Raw genomic sequence first — 21,903 nt, forward strand, 5'->3', positions numbered from 1 at the left:
CGTGGGTTCACGCCCGGGCCGTCGGTATGCGAGGTTATGCCGGCCGCCTGACGCGGTTCATAAAACCGGACGTCCCGAGGCGGTAATCGTCTCACTATTCAAATCTCAAGAGGCGAAAGCCGTCTCGGGATCCGCTTCGCAGCTGTTCTGCGCAGCAGATGAAAGGCTCCGGTGGAGCCTTTCAAAGCAAGAAGGCCATGAGAGCTACGCTCGAATGGCAAATGAAACCCGCATCCAGGCGGCGCCTTGGCACGCCTCTTGCCTTTGCGGTCCTCTTCCCCTATATGCGCCATGCGTTCGACTGCGTGTCGGCGCGATTTCACACACGAGGCAGGCGTTTCCGAGCAATTGGAACACCATCCGGTGGCGGGCGACCGTCGCAATGCATCGTGGAGGCATCAACCGGTAAACAGGAGCAGCCATCATGGCACTGCCCGATTTTTCTATGCGTCAACTGCTCGAAGCAGGCGTTCACTTTGGTCACCAGAAGCACCGCTGGAACCCCAAGATGGAGCGCTATATTTTCGGCGTTCGCAATGACATCCATATTCTTGATCTCAGCCAGACCGTGCCGGCCCTCAGCCGCGCGCTGCAGCTGATCTCCGACACCGTTGCTGACGGTGGCCGCGTGCTGTTCGTTGGCACCAAGCGCCAGGCCGCTCCGCTGGTTGCCGAGGCTGCCAAGCAGTCCGCCCAGTATTTCGTCAACTCCCGTTGGCTCGGCGGCACGCTGACCAACTGGCAGACCATTTCGAACTCGATCTCGCGTCTCCGCACGCTGGAATCGATGAGCGAAGACGATCTCGCGCTGCGCACCAAGAAGGAGCGCCTGATGATGAGCCGCGAGCAGGAACGCCTTGAGCGTGACCTCGGCGGCATCAAGGACATGGGCAACCTGCCGTCCCTGCTGTTCGTCATCGACACCAACAAGGAAGCCAATGCGATCAAGGAAGCCCGTCGTCTGGGCATCCCGGTCATCGCCATCGTCGACACCAATTGCGATCCCGACACTGTCGATTACGCAATCCCCGGCAATGACGACGCTTCGCGCGCTCTGGAACTCTATGTGTCGCTGGTCTCCAAGGCTGCGATCGACGGCATCGGCCGTTCGTCCTCGGCTCTCGGTGCTGACCTCGGCGCCCAGGACCGTGCTCCGGCCGAAGACCTGCCGGCTGAAGACGCCGCAGCTCCAGTCGCCAACTAAGTCCGTCACACGGATTTCGTTCTGATCTGAAACCATGCGGCCCCAAGGGTGGGGTCGCCGAAAGGTATTATCATGGTTGAAATTACTGCAGGCCTGGTCAAGCAGCTCCGCGACTCGACTGGCGTCGGGATGATGGACTGCAAGAAGGCCCTGGCCGAGACCAATGGCGACATGGAAGCAGCGGTCGACTGGCTGCGCACCCGTGGCCTGGCCAAGGCTGCCAAGAAGGCTGACCGCGTTGCCGCCGAAGGCCTCGTTGGCGTCGCAACCGCCGGCACCAAGGCTTCGGTCGTCGAAGTGAACTCTGAAACCGACTTCGTTGCCCGCAACGAGCAGTTCCAGAACATCGTCAGCGCCATTGCCAAGCTCTCGCTCGATGCCGACAGCGATGTCGTCAAGCTCGGCGAAATGCCGTTCCCCGGTTCGGGCCATTCGGTTTCGGCCGAGCTGACCGAAGCGATCGCCAAGATCGGCGAGAACATGAGCCTGCGCCGCACCGAGACCGTTTCGGTCTCCGATGGCGTGGTGGAAAGCTATGTCCACAATGCCGTCAAGGCTGGCCTGGGCAAGATTGGCATTCTCGTCGCTCTCGAATCGACCGGCGACAAGGCTGCCCTGTCGGCTCTCGGCAAGCAGCTGGCCATGCACATCGCAGCGACCAACCCGCTGTCGATCGACCCCGAAGACCTCGACCAGGCCGTCGTTGCTCGCGAACGCGCGATCATCCTCGAGCAGGTCAAGGAATCCGGCAAGTCGGCCGAGATCGCTGAAAAGATGGTCGACGGCCGCATGCGCAAGTACTTCGAAGAAGTCACCCTGCTGGCCCAGACCTTCGTGATCGATGGCGAGACCAAGGTCCGCGATGCGATCAAGAATGCCGAAAAGGACGCAGGCGCCCCGATCAAGCTGACCAAGTTCGTGCGCTATGCGCTCGGCGAGGGCATTGAAAAGGTCGAGACCGACTTCGCCGCCGAAGTCGCTGCCACCGCTGGCGTTAAGAAGTAATCTCGTTTCGTCTTTGCGGGCGGGCCCACGGGCCCGTTCGCCGCTCTCCCCGTCAGAGCGCTTTCAGCAAAAGTGGTACCGGTTTTGCGGTTCGAAAGCGCGCCTTCCGGCGCCTTGATTTGGCCGGGATCGAGCGCAAAACCCTGCCGTAGTTTTAATTCCACCGGTGTAACGCCTTCTGTTGAGGGGCGTTTTGCCATAGGGTCTGCCCGGTTTCCGGATTCGGACCCGCGCGTCATTGTCCAGTAAAGGGGTTTGCCGATGGCACCTGCCTATAAACGCATTCTCCTCAAGGTTTCGGGCGAGGCGCTGGCAGGAGACAACTCCTTCGGAATTGAACCGGCATTCCTGCAGGGCATTGCCAAGCAGATCGCCGATGTCGCCAATACCGGCGTGCAGATCGCCATCGTGGTCGGCGGCGGCAATATCTTCCGCGGCATGGCCGGCGCTGCCGAGGGTACCGACCGCGTCACCGCCGACCTGATGGGTATGCTGGGCACCATGATCAATGCCCTCGCCCTGTCCAATGCCATTTCCCGCCAGGGCGCCAAGTGCAAGCCCTATAGCGCCGCTTCCATGCCATCGGTTGCCGACACCTTTACCGCTCGCGACGCCAAGCTGGCGCTGGAAGACGGTTTCGTTGTCGTGCTCGGCGGCGGCACCGGCAACCCGTTCTTTACCACCGATACCGCCTCCACCTTGCGCGCCATCGAGCTGGAATGCGACGTGGTGCTCAAGGGCACCAAGGTCGACGGCGTCTATTCCGAAGACCCGATGAAGAATCCGAATGCCACCCGCTATGACTTCGTCAGCTATGACGAAGTCATCGGCAAGAATTTGCGCGTCATGGATACCGCGGCATTTGCCCTTGCCCGCGACAACGCCATGCCGATAATCGTATATGCGCTAGATGACGCAGCCGGTCTCTCCGGCGTTTTGGCCGGCTCCACCCGGTCGACCCGCGTCGGCAAGCAGAACTAGCCTGGAAGGACGACCAATGGCCTATGATCTCGCAGACCTGAAAACCCGCATGCAGAAGTCCATCACGTCGCTGCGCGACGAATTGGGCGGCCTGCGGACCGGCCGGGCCAGCGCAAGCCTCCTGGAGCCCGTGTCGGTGGAAGCCTATGGCTCCCGCACCCCGCTCAGCCAGCTGGCCACGGTGACCGTACCCGAGCCGCGCATGCTGAGTGTCCAGGTCTGGGATCGTTCCTTGGCCAACGCCGTCGAAAAGGCCATCCGCGACAGCGGTCTCGGCCTCAACCCGATGGGCGAGGGCCAGATCATCCGCGTCCCGCTGCCCGAGCTTAACGAGCAGCGCCGCAAGGAACTCGCCAAGGTCGCGCACAACTATGCCGAGGCTGCCCGCGTTGCCGTGCGCCACATCCGTCGCGATGGCATGGACGATCTCAAGAAAGCCCAGAAGGATGGCCTCAGCGAGGACGATGCCCGCGTGCAGTCGGATCTCGTACAGAAGGCCACCGATGCGGCCGTGACCGAGATCGATCACCTGGCGGCCGCCAAAGAAGCTGAAATCCTGCAGGTCTAAGTCGGCTGAACTGCGCCGGGAGGGCGTAGATGTCCATTGATCAAGCCATGAATGTCGACGTTGCGCAGCGCCCGCGCTTGCGCATTCCGTCGCATCTTGGCGTGATCATGGATGGCAATGGCCGTTGGGCCAAGGCCCGCGGCAAGCGCCGCACCGAAGGCCATATCGAGGGCGTCAAAGCCCTGCGCAATCTCGTCGAATATTGCATCAACTACGGCGTCGGCCATGTGACGGTGTTCAGCTTCTCCTCCGAGAACTGGACCCGGCCCAAGGACGAGATTTCCTTCATCTTCAATCTCCTCCGCCGCTTTGTTGCTTCCGATCTGCAAAAGCTGATCCGCAACAATGTCCGCGTCCGCATCATCGGCAGCCGCGACGGGCTGGAGCCCAGCCTGATCAGGCTGATCGATGATGTCGAAGCCAAGACCGAGGCTAATTCTGGCCTCGTGCTGGTCGTCGCCTTCAACTATGGCGCCAAGGCTGAAATCGCCGATGCCACGCGCCATCTGGCGCGCGAAGTCGCTGCCGGACGCCTGTCGCCGGAAGACATCACCGAGGAGCGCATTTCCGCCGCCCTCTATACGGCTGGCATGCCTGATCCGGACCTGATCATCCGCACCAGCGGCGAGCAGCGCATCTCCAATTTCCTGCTCTGGCAGGCAGCCTATGCCGAATTCGTCTTCCTCGACGAGAACTGGCCCGATTTCAACGAGGCCAGCTTCGTGCGGGTGCTCGAGACCTTTGCCCAACGCGATCGACGCTTCGGCGGCATCGAGGCGGCGCAATCTTGAGCGATCCGGGCCACCCCGTTCCAGACACCACACCCAATCGCCGCCGAAGCTGGGCCGATCTCGGGCCCCGCCTTCTCTCCGCCGCCGTGCTGATCGCCCTGACGGTTAGCGCGCTCTATATTGGCGGCTATGTCTTTGCTGCCGTGGTCGGCGCGGTGTTTGCCGGCGCCTACCGCGAGTGGGAAACCATGGTCACCCGCGCGCCGCTTACCCCCGGCGGCTGGCTGCTGATCGGCCTCGTTGCCGTCTCAGGCCTGATCTATCCGATGTTCGGCCCGCTGGGCACGCTGTCCGCCATTGCTCTGGCTGCCATCGTGGCCATTGCCATGCGCGGCGAGGCAGCGCCGTGGCGCGTGCTGGGCCTTGTCATCTATGGCGCCATCATCATTGCGGCTCTGGCCATGCGCGGCGACAGCATGGCGGGTGTTCTCGCCGGCGCCTATCTCGGAACGGTGGTCTGGATGACCGATTCTGCCGCCTTCTTCACCGGCCGCCAGATCGGCGGCGAAAAGCTGGCGCCCGATATCTCGCCCTCCAAAACCTGGTCCGGCGCCGCCGGTGGGCTGGCGCTAGGGACCGGGGCAGGGCTGGTGCTGTGGATCATTGCAACGGATTCGCCTTGGTGGATCGGCCTGCTGCTCTCCGCGACGATCAGCCTGCTTGGCCAATTGGGCGATCTGGCCGAAAGTGCCATCAAGCGGCATTTCCGCATCAAGGACAGCGGCGATCTCATCCCCGGCCATGGCGGCCTGATGGATCGTCTCGACAGCCTTACATTCGGCATCTTGCTGGTGCTGCTGGTCGGCGCCTGGCACGCCGGATTTGGTGCCGTCGCCGAAGGCCTGCTCTACTGGTAAGACGCTGCCGCGCCTGCCCAATCTAGGAAGACCATGTTCGATTTCATCTATTGGATTCTGTCCTATGTCGTGCCATTCTTGGCCGTCCTGACGGTTATCGTCTTCGTCCACGAAATGGGCCACTACCTTGTCGCCCGCTGGAATGGCGTCGCCATCCAGGCCTTCTCTATCGGCTTCGGTCGCGAGATTTTCGGCTGGAATGACAATCACGGCACCCGCTGGAAGCTCTCGGCCATTCCGCTCGGCGGCTATGTCCGCTTCGTCGGCGACATGAATGCCGCCAGCGTGCCGGATCCGGATGCCGTGGCCAATGTCGATCCGGCGCTGGCGCCACATCTCTTCGCCAACAAGAATGTCTGGCAACGCATCTCGGTCGTCGCCGCAGGCCCGCTGGCCAATGTGCTGCTGACCTTTCTCATCCTCTACGCGCTACTGCTCGGCTATGGCCGCTACACCATCCCGCCCGTCGTCGGCGAGGTGATCACCGGATCGGTCGCCGAAGCGTCGGGCCTGCAGCCGGGCGACGTCATCGTCTCGGTGGACGGCTATGTCGTGCGCGGTTTCGAGGATTTCCAGCGCATGGTCGCCACCAGCCCGGCGCGGCAGGTGACGGTGGGAATCGAACGCGGTGCCGAAGCCCAGACGCTGACTATGGTGCCCGACGTTGCCGAGGTGGAAGACCGTTTCGGCAATATGCAGAAGATCGGCAGAATCGGCGTCAGCCGCAACGTCGCCGACGGCGATGTGACTATCTACCGGCCCGGTCCGATCGAAGCCATCGGCATGACCGTGGAAGAGATTCGCTTCATCATTCAGCGCACCGGTGCCTTCCTCGGTGATTTCTTCGTCGGCCGCGGCGATGTCGAGCAACTGGGCGGCCCGGTCAAGGTCGCCAGGGTTTCCGGGGAAGTCGCGACCCTGGGCATCGTGGCGCTGATCAATCTGACTGCGCTGCTGTCGCTAAATATCGGAATTTTCAATCTATTGCCGGTACCTATGCTCGACGGCGGCCACCTTCTGTACTATCTGGTGGAAGCTGTCAGAGGGCGTCCGCTCAGCATGAAGGTGCAGGAAATTGGGTTTCGCTTCGGCTTTGCCCTGGTCATGGCCTTGATGGTTTTCACGCTCTTTAACGATACGATCTTTGCGTATTTTGGAATCCTGCGTTAAGGCGCAGTTAACCTTGGTTCGTAAGGTGTTGCAGGAATACAAGGGCACCAAGCTTTTGCTAACCGCGTCAGGTCTTACGGCTTGTCGTTGGTTAAAAAGGCGGTAAAACGGTGCAATGGAGTTAGCTTGGGGGAGCGCTGTGCATGGCGATTCCCTTGGCCTGGTCGCAGAAGGCAATAATAATATGATCCATCCCACTAAGCTGATGCGTGGCGCTGTTTTGGCGCTTGCCATTATGGGTGCGGCGCCGCTCGCAGGTTCCAGCATTCCGCTCATCGGCGTTGTGACGGCTCAGGCCCAGGAGCAGCTCGTTGGTTCGGTGCTCTTCGAGGGCAACCGGCGTTTCTCCGACTCCCAGCTTCTCGCCATGGTCGATATCTCGGCCTCCGGCATTTTCACCCAGCAGCGTCTGGCCTCGGATATCGAAAGCATCCGTCAGGCCTATGATCGCGACGGGTTCCTCACCGTTTCCGTAACCTCGCGCACCGAGCAGACCGCCGATGGTCGTGTTCGCGTCGTCTTCGTGGTCAACGAAGGTAATCGCGCCGGTGTGGCCGGCATCAATTTCACCGGCAACAATGCCATGGGTACCAACAGCCTGAAGAGCGCCATGCTCACCAAGGAAACCGGTATCCTGAGCTGGCTGCTCAAGGACGATGGCTACGACGAGCAGAAGCTTGCCGTCGATCGCGAACGCGTCCGTCTCTACTACGCAAACCGCGGCTATCCTGATGCTCAGGTGACCTCGGTTGGCGAGTATGACGCTGCCAAGAACGCCTACTTCATCAACTTCACCATCAATGAAGGCCAGAAGTACGAATTCGGCAATGTCGGCATCGAGACCAGCATCAACGGCCTGAACACCGAAGCCCTCAAGGGCTCCGTGCGCACCGGCGACGGTCGCAACTATTCGGCTGCCGATCTGCAGAAGTCGATCGAGGACATGGCTTACGAAGCCACCGTCCAGGGCTATTCCTTCGCCGACGTGCGCGCTCGCCTCGACCGCGATGTCACCAATGGCACGTTCAACGTGACCTACTTGGTTGACGAAGGTGCGCGCCTCTATGTCGAGCGCATCAACATCACCGGCAATACCAAGACCCGCGACTTCGTGATCCGTCGTGAGCTGGAGTTCGCTGAAGGCGACCCCTTCAACCGTTCGCTGGTCATCCGTGGTCGCAAGAACATCGACAATCTCGGTTTCTTCTCCGCCGTCAACGTCACCACTGTGCAGGGCTCTTCGGCCGACAAGGTTGTGATCAACGTTGCCGTCACCGAAACCTCGACCGGTGAGTATGGTGCCACGGCCGGTTACTCGACCGCCGACGGTATCCTGGGTGAAATCTCGCTGACCGAACGGAACTTCCTGGGTCGTGGCCAGTATCTGCGCGCTGCCATCGGTGCCTCGCAGGCCGGCCGTACCTTCGACTTCTCCTTCACCGAGCCCCGCTTCATGGGTCTCAAGGTTGCCGCGGGCGTCGACGTCTACCATCGCATCGCCGACGAAACGACCTCGAGCATCTATGGCTCGCAGTCCACCGGTGGCCAGCTCCGTGCCGGCGTTCCGATCACCAGTGCTCTGTCTACCACGCTGTTCGTGGGTGCCGAGCGCAAGGTCATCAAGGACACTGACGCGCCGTTCTCGACCCTCGTCACCAATGGCCAGGAATTCTACAAGGCTTTTGGCGGCTACACCCTGACCTGGAACGGTCTTGACGATGTCAAGAAGCCGACCGAAGGCCTCTACGCAACCTTCACCCAGCAGTACATCGGCTGGGATCACAGCCTGATCAAGTCGGAAGCCCGTGCTCGCTATTACGTGCCGGTCATCCAGGACAGCGGCATGGTCGCCAGCCTTCGTGGCCAGGCCGGCGTCGTCAACGACCTGAGCGGCAATGGCGTCAGCACCGTGGAAGCCTTTGTCCCCGGCGCTGCCCTGATCCGTGGCTTCGAAGGTGGCGGTCTTGGCCCGCGCATCCAGAACGGCCAGTATCTCGGCGCCGTTGCTTATGCTGGTGTCTCGGCTGAACTGATGTTCCCGATCCCCGGCCTGCCGGAAAGCTACGGCCTGTCCGGCGCTCTGTGGGCCGACGCGGCCTGGATCGACGGTACCAACGTGCCGCGCCTGGGTGCCAATACGGTTGACCCGAACAGCGTCGACGTCCCATGGCGCACTTCGATCGGTGCCTCGCTGATCTGGGACTCGCCGTTTGGCCCGCTGCGTGGCGACGTTGCCCACGTGCTGAACAAGTCGACGGCAGACCGTACTCAGGTCTTCCAGATCACGATGCAGAGCTTGTTCTAGTCACTACGGCGTGAGACAGTTCTATGAGCCGCGGGGCGGTAGCGCCGCGGCTCAATTCTTTTTAAGTGACACTTATGGTCGATACCCGTTTCCATCGCTTCGCCGGTCCGCATACGGTCGGCAGCATTCTCGCTGCGCTCAAGCGGGACGACCTTCTGGCTGGTCTTGTCGGCGCCGAATTGTCGATCTCGGGCGCCAGCGAGCTTGAACTGGCCGGGGCAGGCGACCTGGCCCTCGCGGCCCATACCAATTACATTGAAGAACTCCGTTCGACCTCCGCCGGCGCCGTCATCGTGCTGCCCGCTTTGCGTGACGTGGTCCCCGCTGGCAGCCTGGCCATTGTCAGCGACAAGCCGCATTACCTGTTTTCCGAAATTCTAGATCACCTCTATCCGTCCAACACCCGCGCCGTGATCAGCGGCGGCCGTGACGACCTTGGCGCGCCGATCGTCGAGCGCGAGGTGGTCATCGGCGCCAATGTGGTGATTGGACCCGGCGTTGAGATCGGCCGCGGCACGTTGATCGGCGCCAATACCGTCATCGGCGCTGGCGTCACCATCGGCCGCAACAGCACCATCGCCGCCAATTGCACTATCGACTGCGCCCATCTCGGCAATGAAGTCGTGATCCATTCCGGCGTCCGCATCGGCACCGAGGGTTTTGGCTGGCTCGACTACGGCCAGTCCAACCGCAAGGTGCCCCAGCTTGGTCGCGTGCTGATCCAGGATCGCGTCGAGATCGGCGCCAATTCGACCATTGACCGCGGGGCTCTCGGCGACACGGTGATTGGTGAAGGCACCAAGATCGATAACCTCGTGCAGATCGGCCATAACTGCAAGATTGGCCGCAATTGCCTGATCGTCGCCATGTGCGGCTTGGCCGGATCGACCACGCTGGGTGATGGTGTCGTGCTGGCCGGCAATGTCGGCACCTCCGGTCACCTGACCATCGGCGCTGGCTCGCTGGTGCATGGCCGTTCTGCGGTCACCAAGGATTGGCCGCCGGGCAGCAAACTTGCCGGTGCGCCGGCACAGGATATAAGAGATTTTTGGCGAGAACTCGCCACAATGCGTAAACTTTCCAAGGGGGACAAGCGGGGATGACCGACAGCGCACCAGCGAGCACCGAGCTCACGGCAATGAACATTGCCGAGATTCTGAAGAGCCTGCCGCACCGCTATCCGTTCCTGATGATCGACAAGATCATCAAGATCGATGGCGACGAAACTGCCGTTGGCATCAAGAATGTCACCTTCAACGAACCGATCTTCCAGGGCCACTTCCCGGAAAACCCGATTTTCCCAGGCGTGCTGATCATCGAAGGCATGGCCCAGACGGCCGGCGCCATCGTCATCAAGCATGACTCCGGCGGCGGCAAGAAGAACATCGTGCTGATGCTCGGCGTCGACAAGGCGAAATTCCGCAAGCCGGCCGGTCCGGGCGACGTGATCGAATTCCACATCGCCAAGATCCAGCGGCGCCGCAATGTTGGGCGCTATGAGGCCAAGGCCATCGTGGACGGGAAGATCATTGCCGAGGCGGAAATCACCGCCATGATCGTCGAGGCCACAGCGTGAGCTCTGCCGAGGTCCACCCGACAGCCATCGTTGCCCCTGGCGCCAGCCTGGGCAATGGCGTCAAGATCGGTCCCTATTGCATCGTCGGCGGCAATGTCGTGCTGCATGACAATGTCGAGCTGGTCTCCCATGTCTCGATCGACGGGCATACCGAGATCGGCGCAGGCACGCAGATCTATCCCTTCGCCTCTATCGGCCACAAGCCGCAGGATCTGAAATACCATGGCGAGGCCTCGCGGCTGGTGATCGGCGAGCGCTGCACCATCCGGGAATCGGTGACCATCAATCCCGGCACCGAGAATGGCGGCATGCTGACCAAGATCGGCAATGATTGCCTGATCATGGCCAGCGCCCATGTCGCGCATGACGCGATCCTCGGCAACAATGTCATCATGGCCAACTATGTCGGCATCGCGGGTCATTGCCACATTGGCGACAACGTGATTTTCGGCGGCACCTGTGTGGTGCACCAGTTCACCCGCATCGGCGCCCATGCCTTCATCGGCGCGCAGTCCATGGTCGATGGCGATGTCATTCCCTATGGCATGGCGATCGGCAATCGTGCCACGCTGACCGGTCTCAACCTGATCGGCCTCAAGCGTCGCGGCTTTGATCGCGAAGCGATCCACCAACTGCGCGCGGCCTATCGGCAGATCTTTGCCAGCGAAGGCACCTTACGCGAGCGCGTCGAGGATGCGGCCGACCTGTTCAAGGATCAGCCTCTGGTGCAGGAAGTCGTGGCCTTTATCGCCGCAGCCTCCGACCGCCCGATCCTGTTGCCGCGCAACGGCAGCAGCACGCCCGAATAGATGAGCGACCCGGCCGAGCGGCTGAAGATGTTCATTCTCGCCGGCGAGCCATCTGGCGATCGCATCGCCGCTGACCTGATCCGCCGGCTTAAGCTGCGCGTGCCGCTCGCCTTAATCGGCGTCGGCGGGCGTGAGCTGGCCGACGAGGGGCTGAAGTCGCTATTCCCGATGAGCGATCTGTCGGTGATGGGCGTCAACGACGTCCTGCTGCGCCTGCCGCTGCTGCTGTGGCGCGTCGAACAGACTGCCCGCACCATACGCAAGGCCAAGCCCGATATCGTCGTGCTGGTCGATTCCCAGGATTTTTCCAAGCTGGTCGCCAAACGGCTGAAGCAGATGCGCTTCGCGGGCAAGCTGATCCTCTATGTCGCACCCTCGGTCTGGGCCCGGGCGCCGCAGCGCGCCGCCAAGCTCAAGCCACTGTTCGAAGAAGTGCTCGCCGTGCTGCCCTTCGAGCCGGCCGTCATGCAGCGCCTTGATGGCCCGCCAACCTATTATGTCGGCCATCCCGCCCTCAATGAACGCTTGGCCCGCCCGGCCGTCGAGCGCGGCCCGGTCGTCCTGATGCCCGGCAGCCGCGACGGCGAGCTGCGCCGCCATTTGCCGCTGTTCCGCCAGCTGGCCGAACAGATCGCTGGCAACCCAGCCGTGCACGGTTTCGTCATTCCCACTTTGCCCGCCCTCAAGGAGCGCATCGAGCGCGCCGTGGCCGATTGGCCGGTGCCGGCACAAGTCGTCGCTGACCGCGCCGCGCGCACCACGCTCTACCGCGACGCCTTACTTGCCGTCGTCGTCTCCGGCACAGCCACGCTGGAGCTGGGCCTGGCCCAGGTCCCGATGGTCGTCAGCTACGTCCTCGACACGCCGCAGGCGCGCGTCTTCGAAAAGCTTGGCCGTCCAGTCGTGTCATTGCCCAATATCGTGTTGGGCCGCAGCGTAGTGCCCGAGCTAGTGCAAGCTACGCCAGACCTCCAAGCGCTCGTGGCCGCCGTCGAAACGCTGCTCAACAGCAAAAAAGCTCGCCAGGACCAGATCGAGGCCTTTGGCAAGCTTTCGGAATTGATGGAGCATGGCGCCGAGGGCCATCTCCGTCAGGACCCGGCTGACCGGGTCCTAACGCATTGGAATCAGCGGGCGGTAAGCGCTTCGTAGTCGCGAGCCGGCGATCCGTCATAGAGCTGGCGCGGACGGCCAATCTTCTTCTGCGGATCGGCGATCATTTCCTTCCACTGGCTGATCCAGCCAACGGTGCGGGCGACCGAGAACAGCACGGTGAACATCGAGGTCGGGAAGCCGATCGCCTCGAGAATGATGCCCGAGTAGAAGTCGACGTTCGGATACAGCTTGCGCTCAACGAAATAGGGGTCTTCCAGCGCGATCTTTTCGAGTTCCTGGGCAACTTGCAGCGTCGGGTTATTGTGCACGCCCAACAGGTCGAGCACTTCCTTGGCGGTTTTCTGCATCACGGTCGCGCGCGGGTCGAAGTTCTTGTAGACGCGGTGACCAAAGCCCATCAGCTTGAAGCTGTCGGACTTGTCCTTGGCGCGGGCGATATACTCTGGAATGCGGTCGACGGTGCCGATTTCCTTGAGCATGTTGAGCGCCGCTTCATTGGCGCCGCCATGAGCCGGGCCCCAAAGGCAAGCCACGCCGGCCGCGATACAGGCGAACGGATTGGCATCGGACGAACCGGCGAGGCGCACCGTGGACGTGGAAGCGTTCTGCTCGTGATCGGCATGCAGGGTGAAAATCAGGTCCATGGCCTTCGCAATGGTGGGATTCACCTGATAATTTTCGGCCGGAACCGAGAAGCACATGTGCAGGAAATTTGACGCATAATCGAGGTCATTGCGTGGATAGACGAAGGGCTGGCCCACTGAGTACTTGTAGGCCATGGCAGCGATCGTCGGCATCTTGGCGATCATGCGGATCGAGGCGATCTCGCGCTGTTGCGGATCGGTGATGTCGGTCGAGTCGTGGTAGAAGGCGGCCATGGCGCCGACCACGCCGGTCATGATGGCCATCGGATGCGCATCGCGACGGAAGCCACGGTAGAAATAGTGCATCTGCTCATGCACCATGGTGTGGCGCGTCACCAATTCCTCGAACTCTGCCAGCTGCGTCTTGTTCGGCAGTTCGCCGTAGAGCAGCAGGTAGCAGACTTCGATATAGGTGCTCTTTTCGGAGAGCTGGTCGATAGGATAGCCACGATACAGCAGCTGGCCCTTGTCGCCGTCAATATAGGTGATGGCACTGTCGCAGGCCGCAGTCGAGGTAAAGCCGGGGTCGTAGGTGAACATTCCGGTCTTGGCGTAGAGCGATCGGATATCGATCACGTCCGGCCCTATGGAACCCGACAACACCGGAAATTCGTGCGTCTGGTCCCCGATGACGAGTTTGGCGACTTTATCGGTCATTGAGCTCTCCTCGAGGGCCCCTTGCCAGACCGCGCGGATGCGGTCGCCGGGGCCAAAAACTGGGCAGTCATAGCTGCTTCGGACAGGTATCGCTTTTGCCGGCCCGAAGCAACCAAAGGGTAAGCAAGGCTTACCCTCCTTTTAGCACTAGACAGTGACGGTTTGATCTTCCAGACGCGCCATGCTCTCGTCGCGGCCGATCAGCACCATTACCTCGAAAATGCCAGGCGAAACGGTACGGCCGGTCAACGCTGCGCGCAGCGGCTGCGCCAGCTTGCCGAGCTTCAGCCCCTTGGTCTCGGCGAGTGTGCGCATGGCGCCGTCGATCGCCGGCACCGACCATTCATTGAGCCCGCGCAGAACTTCGGCCATATCCTTGAGCACGGCCCTTGTGTCCGTGGTCAACAGCGCCGATGCGGCAGCATCGATGGTCAGCGGACGCGTCGCATAGATGAACTGGGCCAGGTCGATCAGCTCCAGTACGGTCTTGGCGCGCGGCTGCAACTCGGGCAAGGCGGTGAGCACCGTGTCCTTGTTGGCAGTCAGGCCATCGACGTCGACCTGGCGGCCAACTTCGGCCGACGTCGCCAGCATCACGTCATAGAGATAATCCGGCTTGGCTTCGCGGATATAGTGGCCGTTGATATTCTCGAGCTTGACGAAATCGAAGCGTGCCGCGCCCTTATTCAGCCCATCCAGGCTGAACCATTCGACCATCTGCTCGGTCGAAAAGATCTCGTCATCACCATGGCTCCAGCCAAGCCGCGCCAGATAATTGCGCACAGCTTCAGGCAGATAGCCCATCTGGCGATAGGCTTCCACACCCAGCGCGCCGTGGCGCTTGGAAAGCTTGGCGCCATCGGGGCCATGGATCAGGGGGATATGCGCCATCTCCGGCACGGTCCAGCCCATGGCATTGTAGATGACGATCTGGCGGGCAGCATTGGTCAGGTGATCGTCGCCGCGGATGATATGGGTGACGCCCATGTCGTGATCGTCCACCACCACGGCATGCATATAAGTCGGGGTGCCGTCCGAGCGCAGGATGATGAAATCATCGAGGTTCTCGGTCTTGAACACCACCTTGCCCTGCACATGGTCGTCGACGACGATGTCGCCGGTGAGCGGCGCCTTGATGCGGACCACCGGCGATACACCCTCGGGGGCCTCGCTCTGGTCGCGATCGCGCCAATAACCGTTGTAGCGCGGGGGCTTACCCGCAGCGCGAGCCTCTTCGCGCATCTGGTCGAGCTCGGCCGGCGAGCAATAGCAATAATAGGCATGGCCCATTTTCACCAGCTCATGGGCCACTTCGGCATGGCGTGCGGCGCGGCCGAATTGCGAAATTGGCTCGCCATCCCAGGTCAGGCCGAGCCACTTGAGGCCATCGACCAGCGCTACGACGGCCGCTTCGGTGGAGCGTTCGCGATCGGTATCCTCGATGCGCAACAGCATTTTGCCGCCCTTGTTCTGAGCATAAGCCCATGAAAACAAAGCGGTTCTGGCGCCACCAATATGGAGGTAGCCGGTGGGTGAGGGGGCGAAGCGGGTGACGACCTGGGACATGAGACCGGAATGCTTGGAGGATCTGTTGGGCGTGTGTAGCATAGAGCCGCACGAGCGCAAGGGCGGGGGCTGGAGCGGTGCTGGGCGCGGAGACACGCGAGCGCAGGATTGGCACGGAGGTTGTGCCGCTGAGCCCGGCTTTGCCTCACGCTATCGCGTTGAAACCGCTGGCCTTTCCCAAGCTCGACCTCGCCGACGTGGTGACCTCCCGGCGGATGTTCGTGCTGCTGCCCTTTGGCATGATCGCTGGATTGATCGCCTATGCCGGCCTGCCGTTCGAGCCGGAAGGCTGGGCCTTAGCCGCTGTAGCAACGACCCTGCTAATCGCAATCTTGGGGCTGCAAACCACCAGTTTGCTTGCGGTTTGCAGCCTGCTTTCGTCCATTTGGCTTGGTTTCTGCCTGCTGCCGCTGCATGGCCTGTGGTTTGGCACCACGATGATGGCACGACCGGCTTTCGGATATTACGAAGCTCGGGTCGAAGAGATCATTTCAGCAACGGACGAAGCGCGGCGGATCGTCGTTTCCGGTATCACGCCGGTTACCGATGATCGTCCGGTTTTGATAGCCAAGGCCCGTCTCGTGGTGCCGCCCAATCCGCCGCTGGCGCCGGGCGACTTCATCCGCGGGCAGATGCGGCTGGCGCCGGTGCCGGGACCGATCCTGCCCGGGGCCTTCGATAGCCAGTTCCACGCCTATTTTGCCGGTATCGGTGCCTATGGCAATGTGACGGGCGACTTCAGCCGCGTTGCTGAGGGCGGGGCGTTGGACGCCACGCGCGCCGTGGAGGGGCTGCGCATGGCGATCGGCAGCCGGATCGATGCGGTACTGGACGGGTCGTCGGCGGCTATCGGCCGGGCCATGGTGGTGGGCGACCAGAGCCTGATCGATGACGAGACCCGCGAGGTGATGGCGGCGTCGGGACTGGCGCATATCTATTCCATCTCGGGGCTGCATCTCTCCATCGTCGCGGGCGGCATGTTCTTCCTGTTGCGGCTTGGGCTGGCCTCGCTCCCCGGCGTGGCGAGCCGCTGGCCGGTCAAGAAGATCGCGGCGATCGGTGGCATTATCGCCGCTATGGCCTATCTGCTACTGGCGGGAGGCTTGGCGAATGTGCCAGCGCTGCGCTCGACTATCATGCTGGGGCTAATCTTTGGGGCGGTCATAGCGGGAAGGCGGGCTCTGACCATGCGCAATGTCGCCATTGCGGCACTGGCCATCATTCTGATCGACCCGGCTAGCGTGTTTCGCGCCAGCTTCCAATTGTCCTTTGCCGCCGTGGTGGCGCTGATCGGGATTTATGAAATCCCGCGCCGGGCGCCGGAGGGCGAGCGGACCTGGGGGCGGCGGCTATGGGATACGGTCTGGGCGACGGCGGCCACCAGCTTTATCGCCGGCACCGCCACGCTGCTGTTTTCGGCCTATCACTTCCAGCAGACGGCGCCGCTCGGCGTGCTGGGCAATGTGCTGGTGCTGCCGGTGGTCAGCTTGGTCATCATGCCTTTTGCCGTACTCTCGGTCCTCGCCATGCCGTTCGGCATGGAAGCGCCGTTCATCCGGGTGATGGGCTGGGGCATTGATCGCATGGTGGACGGCGCGACACTGGTCGCTGGCTGGAGCGAGGGGTGGACCGGTAACCCGTTGCTGACCAGTTCGGCGCTGCTCATCGGCCTTGGCGCGCTGGCGTGGTTTGCCTTCGTCAATTCATGGTGGCGGCTGGCCGGACCGATCGTGGCCTTGCCGCTGATCCTGCTGGTCGGCCTCGACCAGCGGCCGGACATACTGATTGCCGATACCACGCAGGCCGTGGCGATGCGGACGGACGCAGGCATGGGCCTGATCAGCGGCAAGGTCGGCAGCTTTGCCGTCGATGTCTGGGGCGAGCATTATCAGGAGGTGATCGCTGCGGAGGTGCCCGGCATGCGCTGCGATGAGCTGGGCTGTATTGCGCAGACCAGTCAATTCTCGGTGGCAATAGTCCGCAATGCGGCAGCCTTTGCCGAGGATTGCGGGAGGCACGATCTGATCATCGCCCGGGTGCGGGCTCCGAATACATGCGCCGGCCAGGTGATCGACGCCGATGATCTGGCATCCGGCGGCGTGCATTGGCTGCGCTGGGACGAAACGGCGGCGCGGTTCGAAATCCGCGCCGCCATTCCCAATCTCACGCGCCCGTGGCGAGTTTCGCCACGGTAACGCCGGCAGCCGCCATGTCGCCCGTGCCTAGCACATAGCCGGCTTCGTCCGCGGCAGGCACCAGCGTTGCCGGCCCGGCGCCGTAGTTCACATAGATGCGGAAACCATTGCGGGTGCGGCAACGCACGCCGGCGGGCAGGGTGATGGTCGGCAGATCGGTCTCGGCGATCAGGTAATCGACGACGCGCTGGACCAGCGCCTTGGTGCCGCTGGCGCCGAGGTAGAACAGCTTGCCCTGGTTGACCAGTACCGGCCAGCTATCGACATCCTCGATGACCACGTTGGCCCGAGTCTCCAGCCGCTCGCGCCAGTGATGCACCGCGCCGCTGCCCTTGACCTCCACCTCCTGCGAGGGATCGACGCTGTCGATCCGCATCACCTTCACGTCGAGCAGATTGCTTGGCAGGTCGGGCGCGAGGCCGGTGGGAATCGAGAAATTCTGCGTCTTGGAGCCCGAACGCGGGCCAATCAGCAGATGGCCCTCAAAATCGGCAATAGCCGTGCGCAAATCATCATTCCAGGCAAACAGCGCCGGGATGGCGACAATGTCATAGCCGGCAAAGCTCGTGGTGCTGGGCGGCAGCACGTCGATGTCGACGCCATGCTTACGGAAGGCGGCGTAAAGCGCGCGGACATGGGCGCCATGGCTAAAGCCCTTGGCCTGCGGCTGGATCTCCCAGGCCCATTCGCTCTGATAGTCATAGACCACGGCGACGCGGCCCTTGGTGGCCTGGCCATCGAGATCAATGCCCTTGAGCTCCTCGGCGACCTGCATGGCCTCGTGATAGGCCGGCGCCGGTTCACTGTCGGGCCGCAACAGGCCGGCATGCATCTGTTCCTGCGCAAAGGGTGCCTGGCGCCAGCGGAAATAGGTCACCACCTCAGCGCCATGGGCAAAGGCTTCCCAGGCCCAGAGACGGGCCATGCCGGGCAGGGGATCTGGATTGAACTGCGCCCAGTTCACCGGACCGGGCTGCTGCTCCATGATCCACCAGCGGCCATGGCCGACGGCGCGATAGAGATCGTGGTGGAAGGCAGCATTGTCCGGATCGCCCTGGCGCATGTACTGGCGCTTGAGCTCGTCGGATTCATTGCTGACCGCCAGATGGCCGAGCGGATAGCTGTCCCAGGAGGCGATATCGAGCGTCTTGGCCACATCGTAGTGATCGAAGTCGCTGGTTCGGCTCATGAAGTTGTGAATCACTGGGAGGTCCGGCCGGACTTGCTTCAGGATATCGAACTGCACCGCGTTGAATGCGGCAACTTGATCCGAGGCATAGCGCCGGAAATCCAGCACATGCGCCGGGGCGGCTTCGGTGACCAGAAGGTTCGGCAGCTCGACCTGATCGAAGCGATTGTATTCCATCGACCAGAACACATTGCCCCAGGCCTGGTTCAGCGCATCGACCGAGCCATATTTGTCCTGCAGCCAAAGCTGGAAGCCCTGCTTGGCGGCCGGCGAATAGGAATAGGTCGTGTCGTGGCAGCCATATTCATTGTCGGTCTGCCAGGCGCCGAGCGCCGGATGCTGGCCGACGGCTTCGGCCAGCAGGCGGGTGATGCGGCCGGCTTCCTCACGATAGGGCAGGTGGCTGAAATCATAGTGACGGCGTGAGCCAAAGCCCTTGCGCTGGCCATGAATATCCACGGCCAGCATGTCTGGGTGTTTGTCGACCATCCAGCGGGGCGGTGTCGCCGTGGGCGTGCCGACCACGACTTGGATGCCATGGCGATGGAACACATCCATCGCCCGTATGATCCAATCGAAATGCATTTCCCCGGGCGTCGGCTCAAAGCGCGACCAGGCGAATTCGCCGATGCGCACCCAGGTGATGCCAACCTCGGCCATGCGCGACGCATCGCGCTCCCACCAGTCCTCGGGCCAATGTTCGGGATAATAGCAGACGCCGAGGGCTGGTGCGGTCATGGCAAGTCTCAGAGGGTGATGAGCGTTTCAGGCTGGCCGGCGATGTCGAGATCCACAACGAACAAACTGCCTGCATGTTTTTCAGATGCAAGCTGTATGTCGGTGAGATTCTTGGCAGCCGTGGTGATGAAAAGGGTCTTCAAATCCGGTCCGCCAAAGGCAGGGCAGGTGACCTGGCTGACTGGAACTTCGACGATCCGGTCGATGGAGCCGTCCGGCGCATGGCGCACCACGCAGGAGCCGCCCCATTTGGCGTTCCAGAGATAGCCCTCGCTATCGACAACCGCACCATCGGGATAGCCGCGGCCTTCGGAGACGTCGGCAAACACCGTCCACTCGCCAACCGGTAGGCCGGTGGCGGGATCGGTTGCCACCTGCATGATCTTCTTGGTCGGCGTGTCGGTCCAGTAAGCAATCTTGCCATCAGGCGAGAAGCAGGTGGCATTGGGCACCCTGGCGCCGGTTTTTAGCGTGGTCAGCTCACCAGCGCGATAGTGATAGAGCGCGCCGATCGGGCCCTCTTCCTCAGTGCGATCCATGGTGCCGATCCAGAAGGCTCCGGAGGGATGCACGCGGCTGTCATTGCCACGCGTTCCCGGCTTGTCGGCCTCGATCTCGTTGATCCGGTTCATGCCGCCGGTGCCGATATCGAAATGCTTGAGGCCAGTGTCGGTAAGCAGGGCCAAGGTGTCGTTGTCGACGATGGCGGCGGCCGAGACGATCTCGTTGAACAGCCAGCTATCGACCACTTCGCCCTTGTCGGTGACGGCAAACAGCGTCTGCTCGTTGATGTCGAAGAAGAACAGCTGCTGGCGGCCGGGATGCCAGATCGGGCCTTCGCCGAGCTGGCACTGCGAATCGAGCAGGAGACGGGCGGTCTGGCTCATCGGGCTTTTCCTGCGTCATAGGCGGCGACGGCAGTCTTGGCGCGTTCGGCCACGTCGGCGGCACTCATGCCCGGCTTGTAGATATAAGTACCGAGGCCAAAGCCGGTGCAGCCGACGTCGAAATAGTCGTTGAAATTGTCCGGATTGGCGCCGCCCACGGCATAGATCGGCAGCTCGGGCGGCAGCACCGCCTTGATCGCCTTGATGCCCTTGGGGCCGAGCACTTCTGCCGGGAAGAATTTCAGCCCCGTCGCGCCGGCCTTGATGGCGCGGAAGCAGTCGCTTGGGGTGAAGACGCCGGGATAGGACAGCATCTGCAGCCGGACGGTTTCCTCGATCACCTGCTTGTTGGTGTCGGGCGAGACGACGAACGTGCCGCCGGCATCGGACACGGCCCAGACCTGCTTCTTGGTCAGCACGGTGCCGGCCCCGATGGCCGCCTGTTCGCTCAAGGAATTGGAAGCCAGCGCAATGGAGGTCAAGGCGTCGGGCGAATTGAGCGGCACTTCGATCATGGTGATGCCGGCGGCGATCAGCGCCTGGCAGACATCGACGGTTTCGGGCGGAGTGATGCCACGCAGGATGGCGATGATGTGGCGGTGTTCCATAGGGTCTACTCCGGTCTAGACGGCAAAGCTGCGCGCGGCCTTGAGGCCGGCGAGCACGATTTCGGTGGCATCCTGGGGGGCGCCGCTGGCGGCGGCCATGGCCAGCACCTGCGCATAGAGTGCGCAGAGGGCCGGCGCGCCGATCAATGGCACAGGCGCCTCGCCGATCAGATGACGGTTGCTGCCCACTTCGGTGCCGATCAACAGGCCGGAGAGAAAGCCGGCGCACCAGTCGGGCTGGCGGCCCGAGAGCAGCGACGAGGCGCGGACCTGGAACAGCGTGCCGAGCAATTGCTCGGGATGGGCGAGGCCCGCTTCGGCGCCGGCCACAAAGCCTTCGGCACGGCCGGGGCCATCGAGATCGCCACCCAGTGAATGGCGCAGCACGGAATGGGTGCGCAGCAGTTCGAACATTTCCCCGGTCATCGCCGTGGAAAAATGCTCGATGCGGGTGCCCGAGAGCTGGGCCCATTTTGAATGGGTGCCGGGCATGCAGACCATGCCGGAATAGTTTGGATGCAGCGCTGCCAGACCCAGCAACTGGGTTTCCTCGCCGCGCATCACATTGTCGGCGCCGGCCTTCTGGCAAACGCCGGGCAGGATCGACGCGCGAATGGCGCTGTCGCCCATGTCTGGATGCACCGCGCCTTCAAGCAGGCCGCGCAGATCGGTCGGGGCTTCGAGATAGGGGGCTTCAAGCCAGCCCTGGCGGGCGCCGGCCATGCCGCAAATCAGAACCTCCAGCGGGCCGGAGCGGTTTGCCGTCACACCCTCGAGCAATTCGGCCAGCGCTGCGGGAAACTCCTCGCGCGTCAGCTTGCCCATGCCTTTGGGCGATGCCTTTTCGAACACCGCTGCACCATCGGGGCCAATGCCCCAGCCGCGGAGGTTGGATGTCCCCCAGTCCACGGCAACCCAATCAACGCTCTCAGTCACGAAAAAATCCTCACCGCGCAGTCTGTCGCGGCGGACCCTAATGGCTGGCTTGCGTTTCAGCCAGTACGATTCTGTGGTCAGCGCGGTGGCGCACACCTGCG

Annotated in this window: 19 protein-coding genes; 13 read left to right on the forward strand and 6 right to left on the reverse strand. The window is 62.4% G+C overall.

Going from position 1 to position 21,903, the window contains the following annotated elements:
- The first annotated feature begins 424 nt into the window (after positions 1–424).
- The 12 genes from rpsB (at position 425) to BM045_RS15485 (ending at position 12,418) form a co-directional block, all read left to right on the forward strand.
- A complete protein-coding gene (gene rpsB / locus BM045_RS15430) occupies positions 425–1,204 on the forward strand; it encodes a 30S ribosomal protein S2 (RefSeq protein WP_092184843.1) in 780 nt (259 codons plus the stop codon).
- A gap of 72 nt (positions 1,205–1,276) precedes the next feature.
- A complete protein-coding gene (tsf, locus tag BM045_RS15435; protein ID WP_092184844.1) occupies positions 1,277–2,209 on the forward strand; it encodes a translation elongation factor Ts in 933 nt (310 codons plus the stop codon).
- 261 nt (positions 2,210–2,470) lie between these two features.
- Positions 2,471–3,190 carry a UMP kinase gene (gene pyrH, locus BM045_RS15440; protein ID WP_092184845.1) on the forward strand — a complete coding sequence of 240 codons (720 nt, stop codon included), beginning with the start codon at positions 2,471–2,473 and terminating at the stop codon, positions 3,188–3,190.
- A 16-nt stretch (positions 3,191–3,206) separates the two neighbouring features.
- Positions 3,207–3,758, forward strand: a complete 552-nt coding sequence (gene frr / locus BM045_RS15445; protein ID WP_092184847.1) for a ribosome recycling factor — start codon at positions 3,207–3,209, stop codon at positions 3,756–3,758.
- A 29-nt stretch (positions 3,759–3,787) separates the two neighbouring features.
- On the forward strand, positions 3,788–4,549 hold the full coding sequence (locus BM045_RS15450) for an isoprenyl transferase (RefSeq protein ID WP_092184849.1): 762 nt from the start codon (positions 3,788–3,790) through the stop codon (positions 4,547–4,549).
- Positions 4,546–5,406, forward strand: a complete 861-nt coding sequence (locus BM045_RS15455; protein WP_170848535.1) for a phosphatidate cytidylyltransferase — start codon at positions 4,546–4,548, stop codon at positions 5,404–5,406. Before BM045_RS15450 ends, BM045_RS15455 begins: the two co-directional genes overlap by 4 nt.
- A gap of 33 nt (positions 5,407–5,439) precedes the next feature.
- A complete protein-coding gene (gene rseP, locus BM045_RS15460) occupies positions 5,440–6,576 on the forward strand; it encodes an RIP metalloprotease RseP (RefSeq protein WP_092184853.1) in 1,137 nt (378 codons plus the stop codon).
- 184 nt (positions 6,577–6,760) lie between these two features.
- The gene (gene bamA, locus BM045_RS15465) at positions 6,761–8,881 is read left to right on the forward strand and encodes an outer membrane protein assembly factor BamA (RefSeq protein WP_170848536.1); all 2,121 of its coding nucleotides are present in this window, start codon (positions 6,761–6,763) and stop codon (positions 8,879–8,881) included.
- Positions 8,882–8,955: 74 nt separating this feature from the next.
- On the forward strand, positions 8,956–9,984 hold the full coding sequence (lpxD, locus tag BM045_RS15470; RefSeq protein ID WP_092184857.1) for a UDP-3-O-(3-hydroxymyristoyl)glucosamine N-acyltransferase: 1,029 nt from the start codon (positions 8,956–8,958) through the stop codon (positions 9,982–9,984).
- Complete coding sequence (gene fabZ / locus BM045_RS15475) at positions 9,981–10,457, forward strand: 3-hydroxyacyl-ACP dehydratase FabZ (protein ID WP_092184859.1); 477 nt, start codon at positions 9,981–9,983, stop codon at positions 10,455–10,457. Before lpxD ends, fabZ begins: the two co-directional genes overlap by 4 nt.
- Entirely contained in the window at positions 10,454–11,266 is an 813-nt protein-coding gene (lpxA, locus tag BM045_RS15480; protein WP_092184860.1) for an acyl-ACP--UDP-N-acetylglucosamine O-acyltransferase, read from the forward strand. Before fabZ ends, lpxA begins: the two co-directional genes overlap by 4 nt.
- Positions 11,267–12,418, forward strand: a complete 1,152-nt coding sequence (locus BM045_RS15485) for a lipid-A-disaccharide synthase (RefSeq protein ID WP_092184862.1) — start codon at positions 11,267–11,269, stop codon at positions 12,416–12,418.
- On the opposite strand, the gene gltA is transcribed toward BM045_RS15485, so the two are convergent.
- Together gltA and gltX are read right to left on the reverse strand one after the other, a co-directional pair.
- Positions 12,394–13,683 (reverse strand): citrate synthase, encoded by a 1,290-nt coding sequence (gene gltA, locus BM045_RS15490; protein WP_092184864.1) that lies wholly within the window; start codon positions 13,681–13,683, stop codon positions 12,394–12,396. The two genes, BM045_RS15485 and gltA, sit on opposite strands and share 25 nt — an antisense overlap.
- Before the next feature lie 147 nt (positions 13,684–13,830).
- Entirely contained in the window at positions 13,831–15,291 is a 1,461-nt protein-coding gene (gene gltX, locus BM045_RS15495; protein WP_092184866.1) for a glutamate--tRNA ligase, read from the reverse strand.
- A gap of 98 nt (positions 15,292–15,389) precedes the next feature.
- On the opposite strand from gltX, the gene BM045_RS15500 reads away from it, so the two are divergent.
- Entirely contained in the window at positions 15,390–17,444 is a 2,055-nt protein-coding gene (locus tag BM045_RS15500; RefSeq protein WP_139198815.1) for a ComEC/Rec2 family competence protein, read from the forward strand.
- Here the strand turns inward: BM045_RS15500 and BM045_RS15505 are convergent.
- Genes BM045_RS15505 through BM045_RS15520 form a run of 4 tightly spaced genes read right to left on the reverse strand, consistent with a single transcriptional unit; the run spans position 17,413 to position 21,802 of the window.
- A complete protein-coding gene (locus BM045_RS15505; RefSeq protein ID WP_092184870.1) occupies positions 17,413–19,371 on the reverse strand; it encodes a beta-galactosidase in 1,959 nt (652 codons plus the stop codon). The two genes, BM045_RS15500 and BM045_RS15505, sit on opposite strands and share 32 nt — an antisense overlap.
- An 8-nt stretch (positions 19,372–19,379) precedes the next feature.
- Complete coding sequence (locus BM045_RS15510) at positions 19,380–20,258, reverse strand: SMP-30/gluconolactonase/LRE family protein (RefSeq protein WP_092184872.1); 879 nt, start codon at positions 20,256–20,258, stop codon at positions 19,380–19,382.
- On the reverse strand, positions 20,255–20,866 hold the full coding sequence (locus BM045_RS15515; RefSeq protein ID WP_092184874.1) for a 2-dehydro-3-deoxy-6-phosphogalactonate aldolase: 612 nt from the start codon (positions 20,864–20,866) through the stop codon (positions 20,255–20,257). The genes BM045_RS15510 and BM045_RS15515 overlap by 4 nt, the downstream gene beginning before the upstream one ends.
- A gap of 15 nt (positions 20,867–20,881) precedes the next feature.
- Complete coding sequence (locus BM045_RS15520; RefSeq protein WP_170848537.1) at positions 20,882–21,802, reverse strand: 2-dehydro-3-deoxygalactonokinase; 921 nt, start codon at positions 21,800–21,802, stop codon at positions 20,882–20,884.
- Between the last annotated feature and the right edge of the window lie 101 nt (positions 21,803–21,903).

The sequence above is a fragment of the Devosia sp. YR412 genome, from assembly GCF_900110945.1.
Classification (GTDB): Bacteria; Pseudomonadota; Alphaproteobacteria; order Rhizobiales; family Devosiaceae; genus Devosia.

Coding starts and splice junctions, on each gene's coding strand:
- rpsB (WP_092184843.1), top strand. CDS start 425: ATGGCACTGCCCGATTTTTCTATGCGTCAACTGCTCGAAGCAGGCGTT.
- tsf (WP_092184844.1), top strand. CDS start 1,277: ATGGTTGAAATTACTGCAGGCCTGGTCAAGCAGCTCCGCGACTCGACT.
- pyrH (WP_092184845.1), top strand. CDS start 2,471: ATGGCACCTGCCTATAAACGCATTCTCCTCAAGGTTTCGGGCGAGGCG.
- frr (WP_092184847.1), top strand. CDS start 3,207: ATGGCCTATGATCTCGCAGACCTGAAAACCCGCATGCAGAAGTCCATC.
- BM045_RS15450 (WP_092184849.1), top strand. CDS start 3,788: ATGTCCATTGATCAAGCCATGAATGTCGACGTTGCGCAGCGCCCGCGC.
- rseP (WP_092184853.1), top strand. CDS start 5,440: ATGTTCGATTTCATCTATTGGATTCTGTCCTATGTCGTGCCATTCTTG.
- bamA (WP_170848536.1), top strand. CDS start 6,761: ATGATCCATCCCACTAAGCTGATGCGTGGCGCTGTTTTGGCGCTTGCC.
- lpxD (WP_092184857.1), top strand. CDS start 8,956: ATGGTCGATACCCGTTTCCATCGCTTCGCCGGTCCGCATACGGTCGGC.
- fabZ (WP_092184859.1), top strand. CDS start 9,981: ATGACCGACAGCGCACCAGCGAGCACCGAGCTCACGGCAATGAACATT.
- BM045_RS15485 (WP_092184862.1), top strand. CDS start 11,267: ATGAGCGACCCGGCCGAGCGGCTGAAGATGTTCATTCTCGCCGGCGAG.
- gltA (WP_092184864.1), bottom strand. CDS start 13,683: ATGACCGATAAAGTCGCCAAACTCGTCATCGGGGACCAGACGCACGAA.
- gltX (WP_092184866.1), bottom strand. CDS start 15,291: ATGCTACACACGCCCAACAGATCCTCCAAGCATTCCGGTCTCATGTCC.
- BM045_RS15505 (WP_092184870.1), bottom strand. CDS start 19,371: ATGACCGCACCAGCCCTCGGCGTCTGCTATTATCCCGAACATTGGCCC.
- BM045_RS15510 (WP_092184872.1), bottom strand. CDS start 20,258: ATGAGCCAGACCGCCCGTCTCCTGCTCGATTCGCAGTGCCAGCTCGGC.
- BM045_RS15515 (WP_092184874.1), bottom strand. CDS start 20,866: ATGGAACACCGCCACATCATCGCCATCCTGCGTGGCATCACTCCGCCC.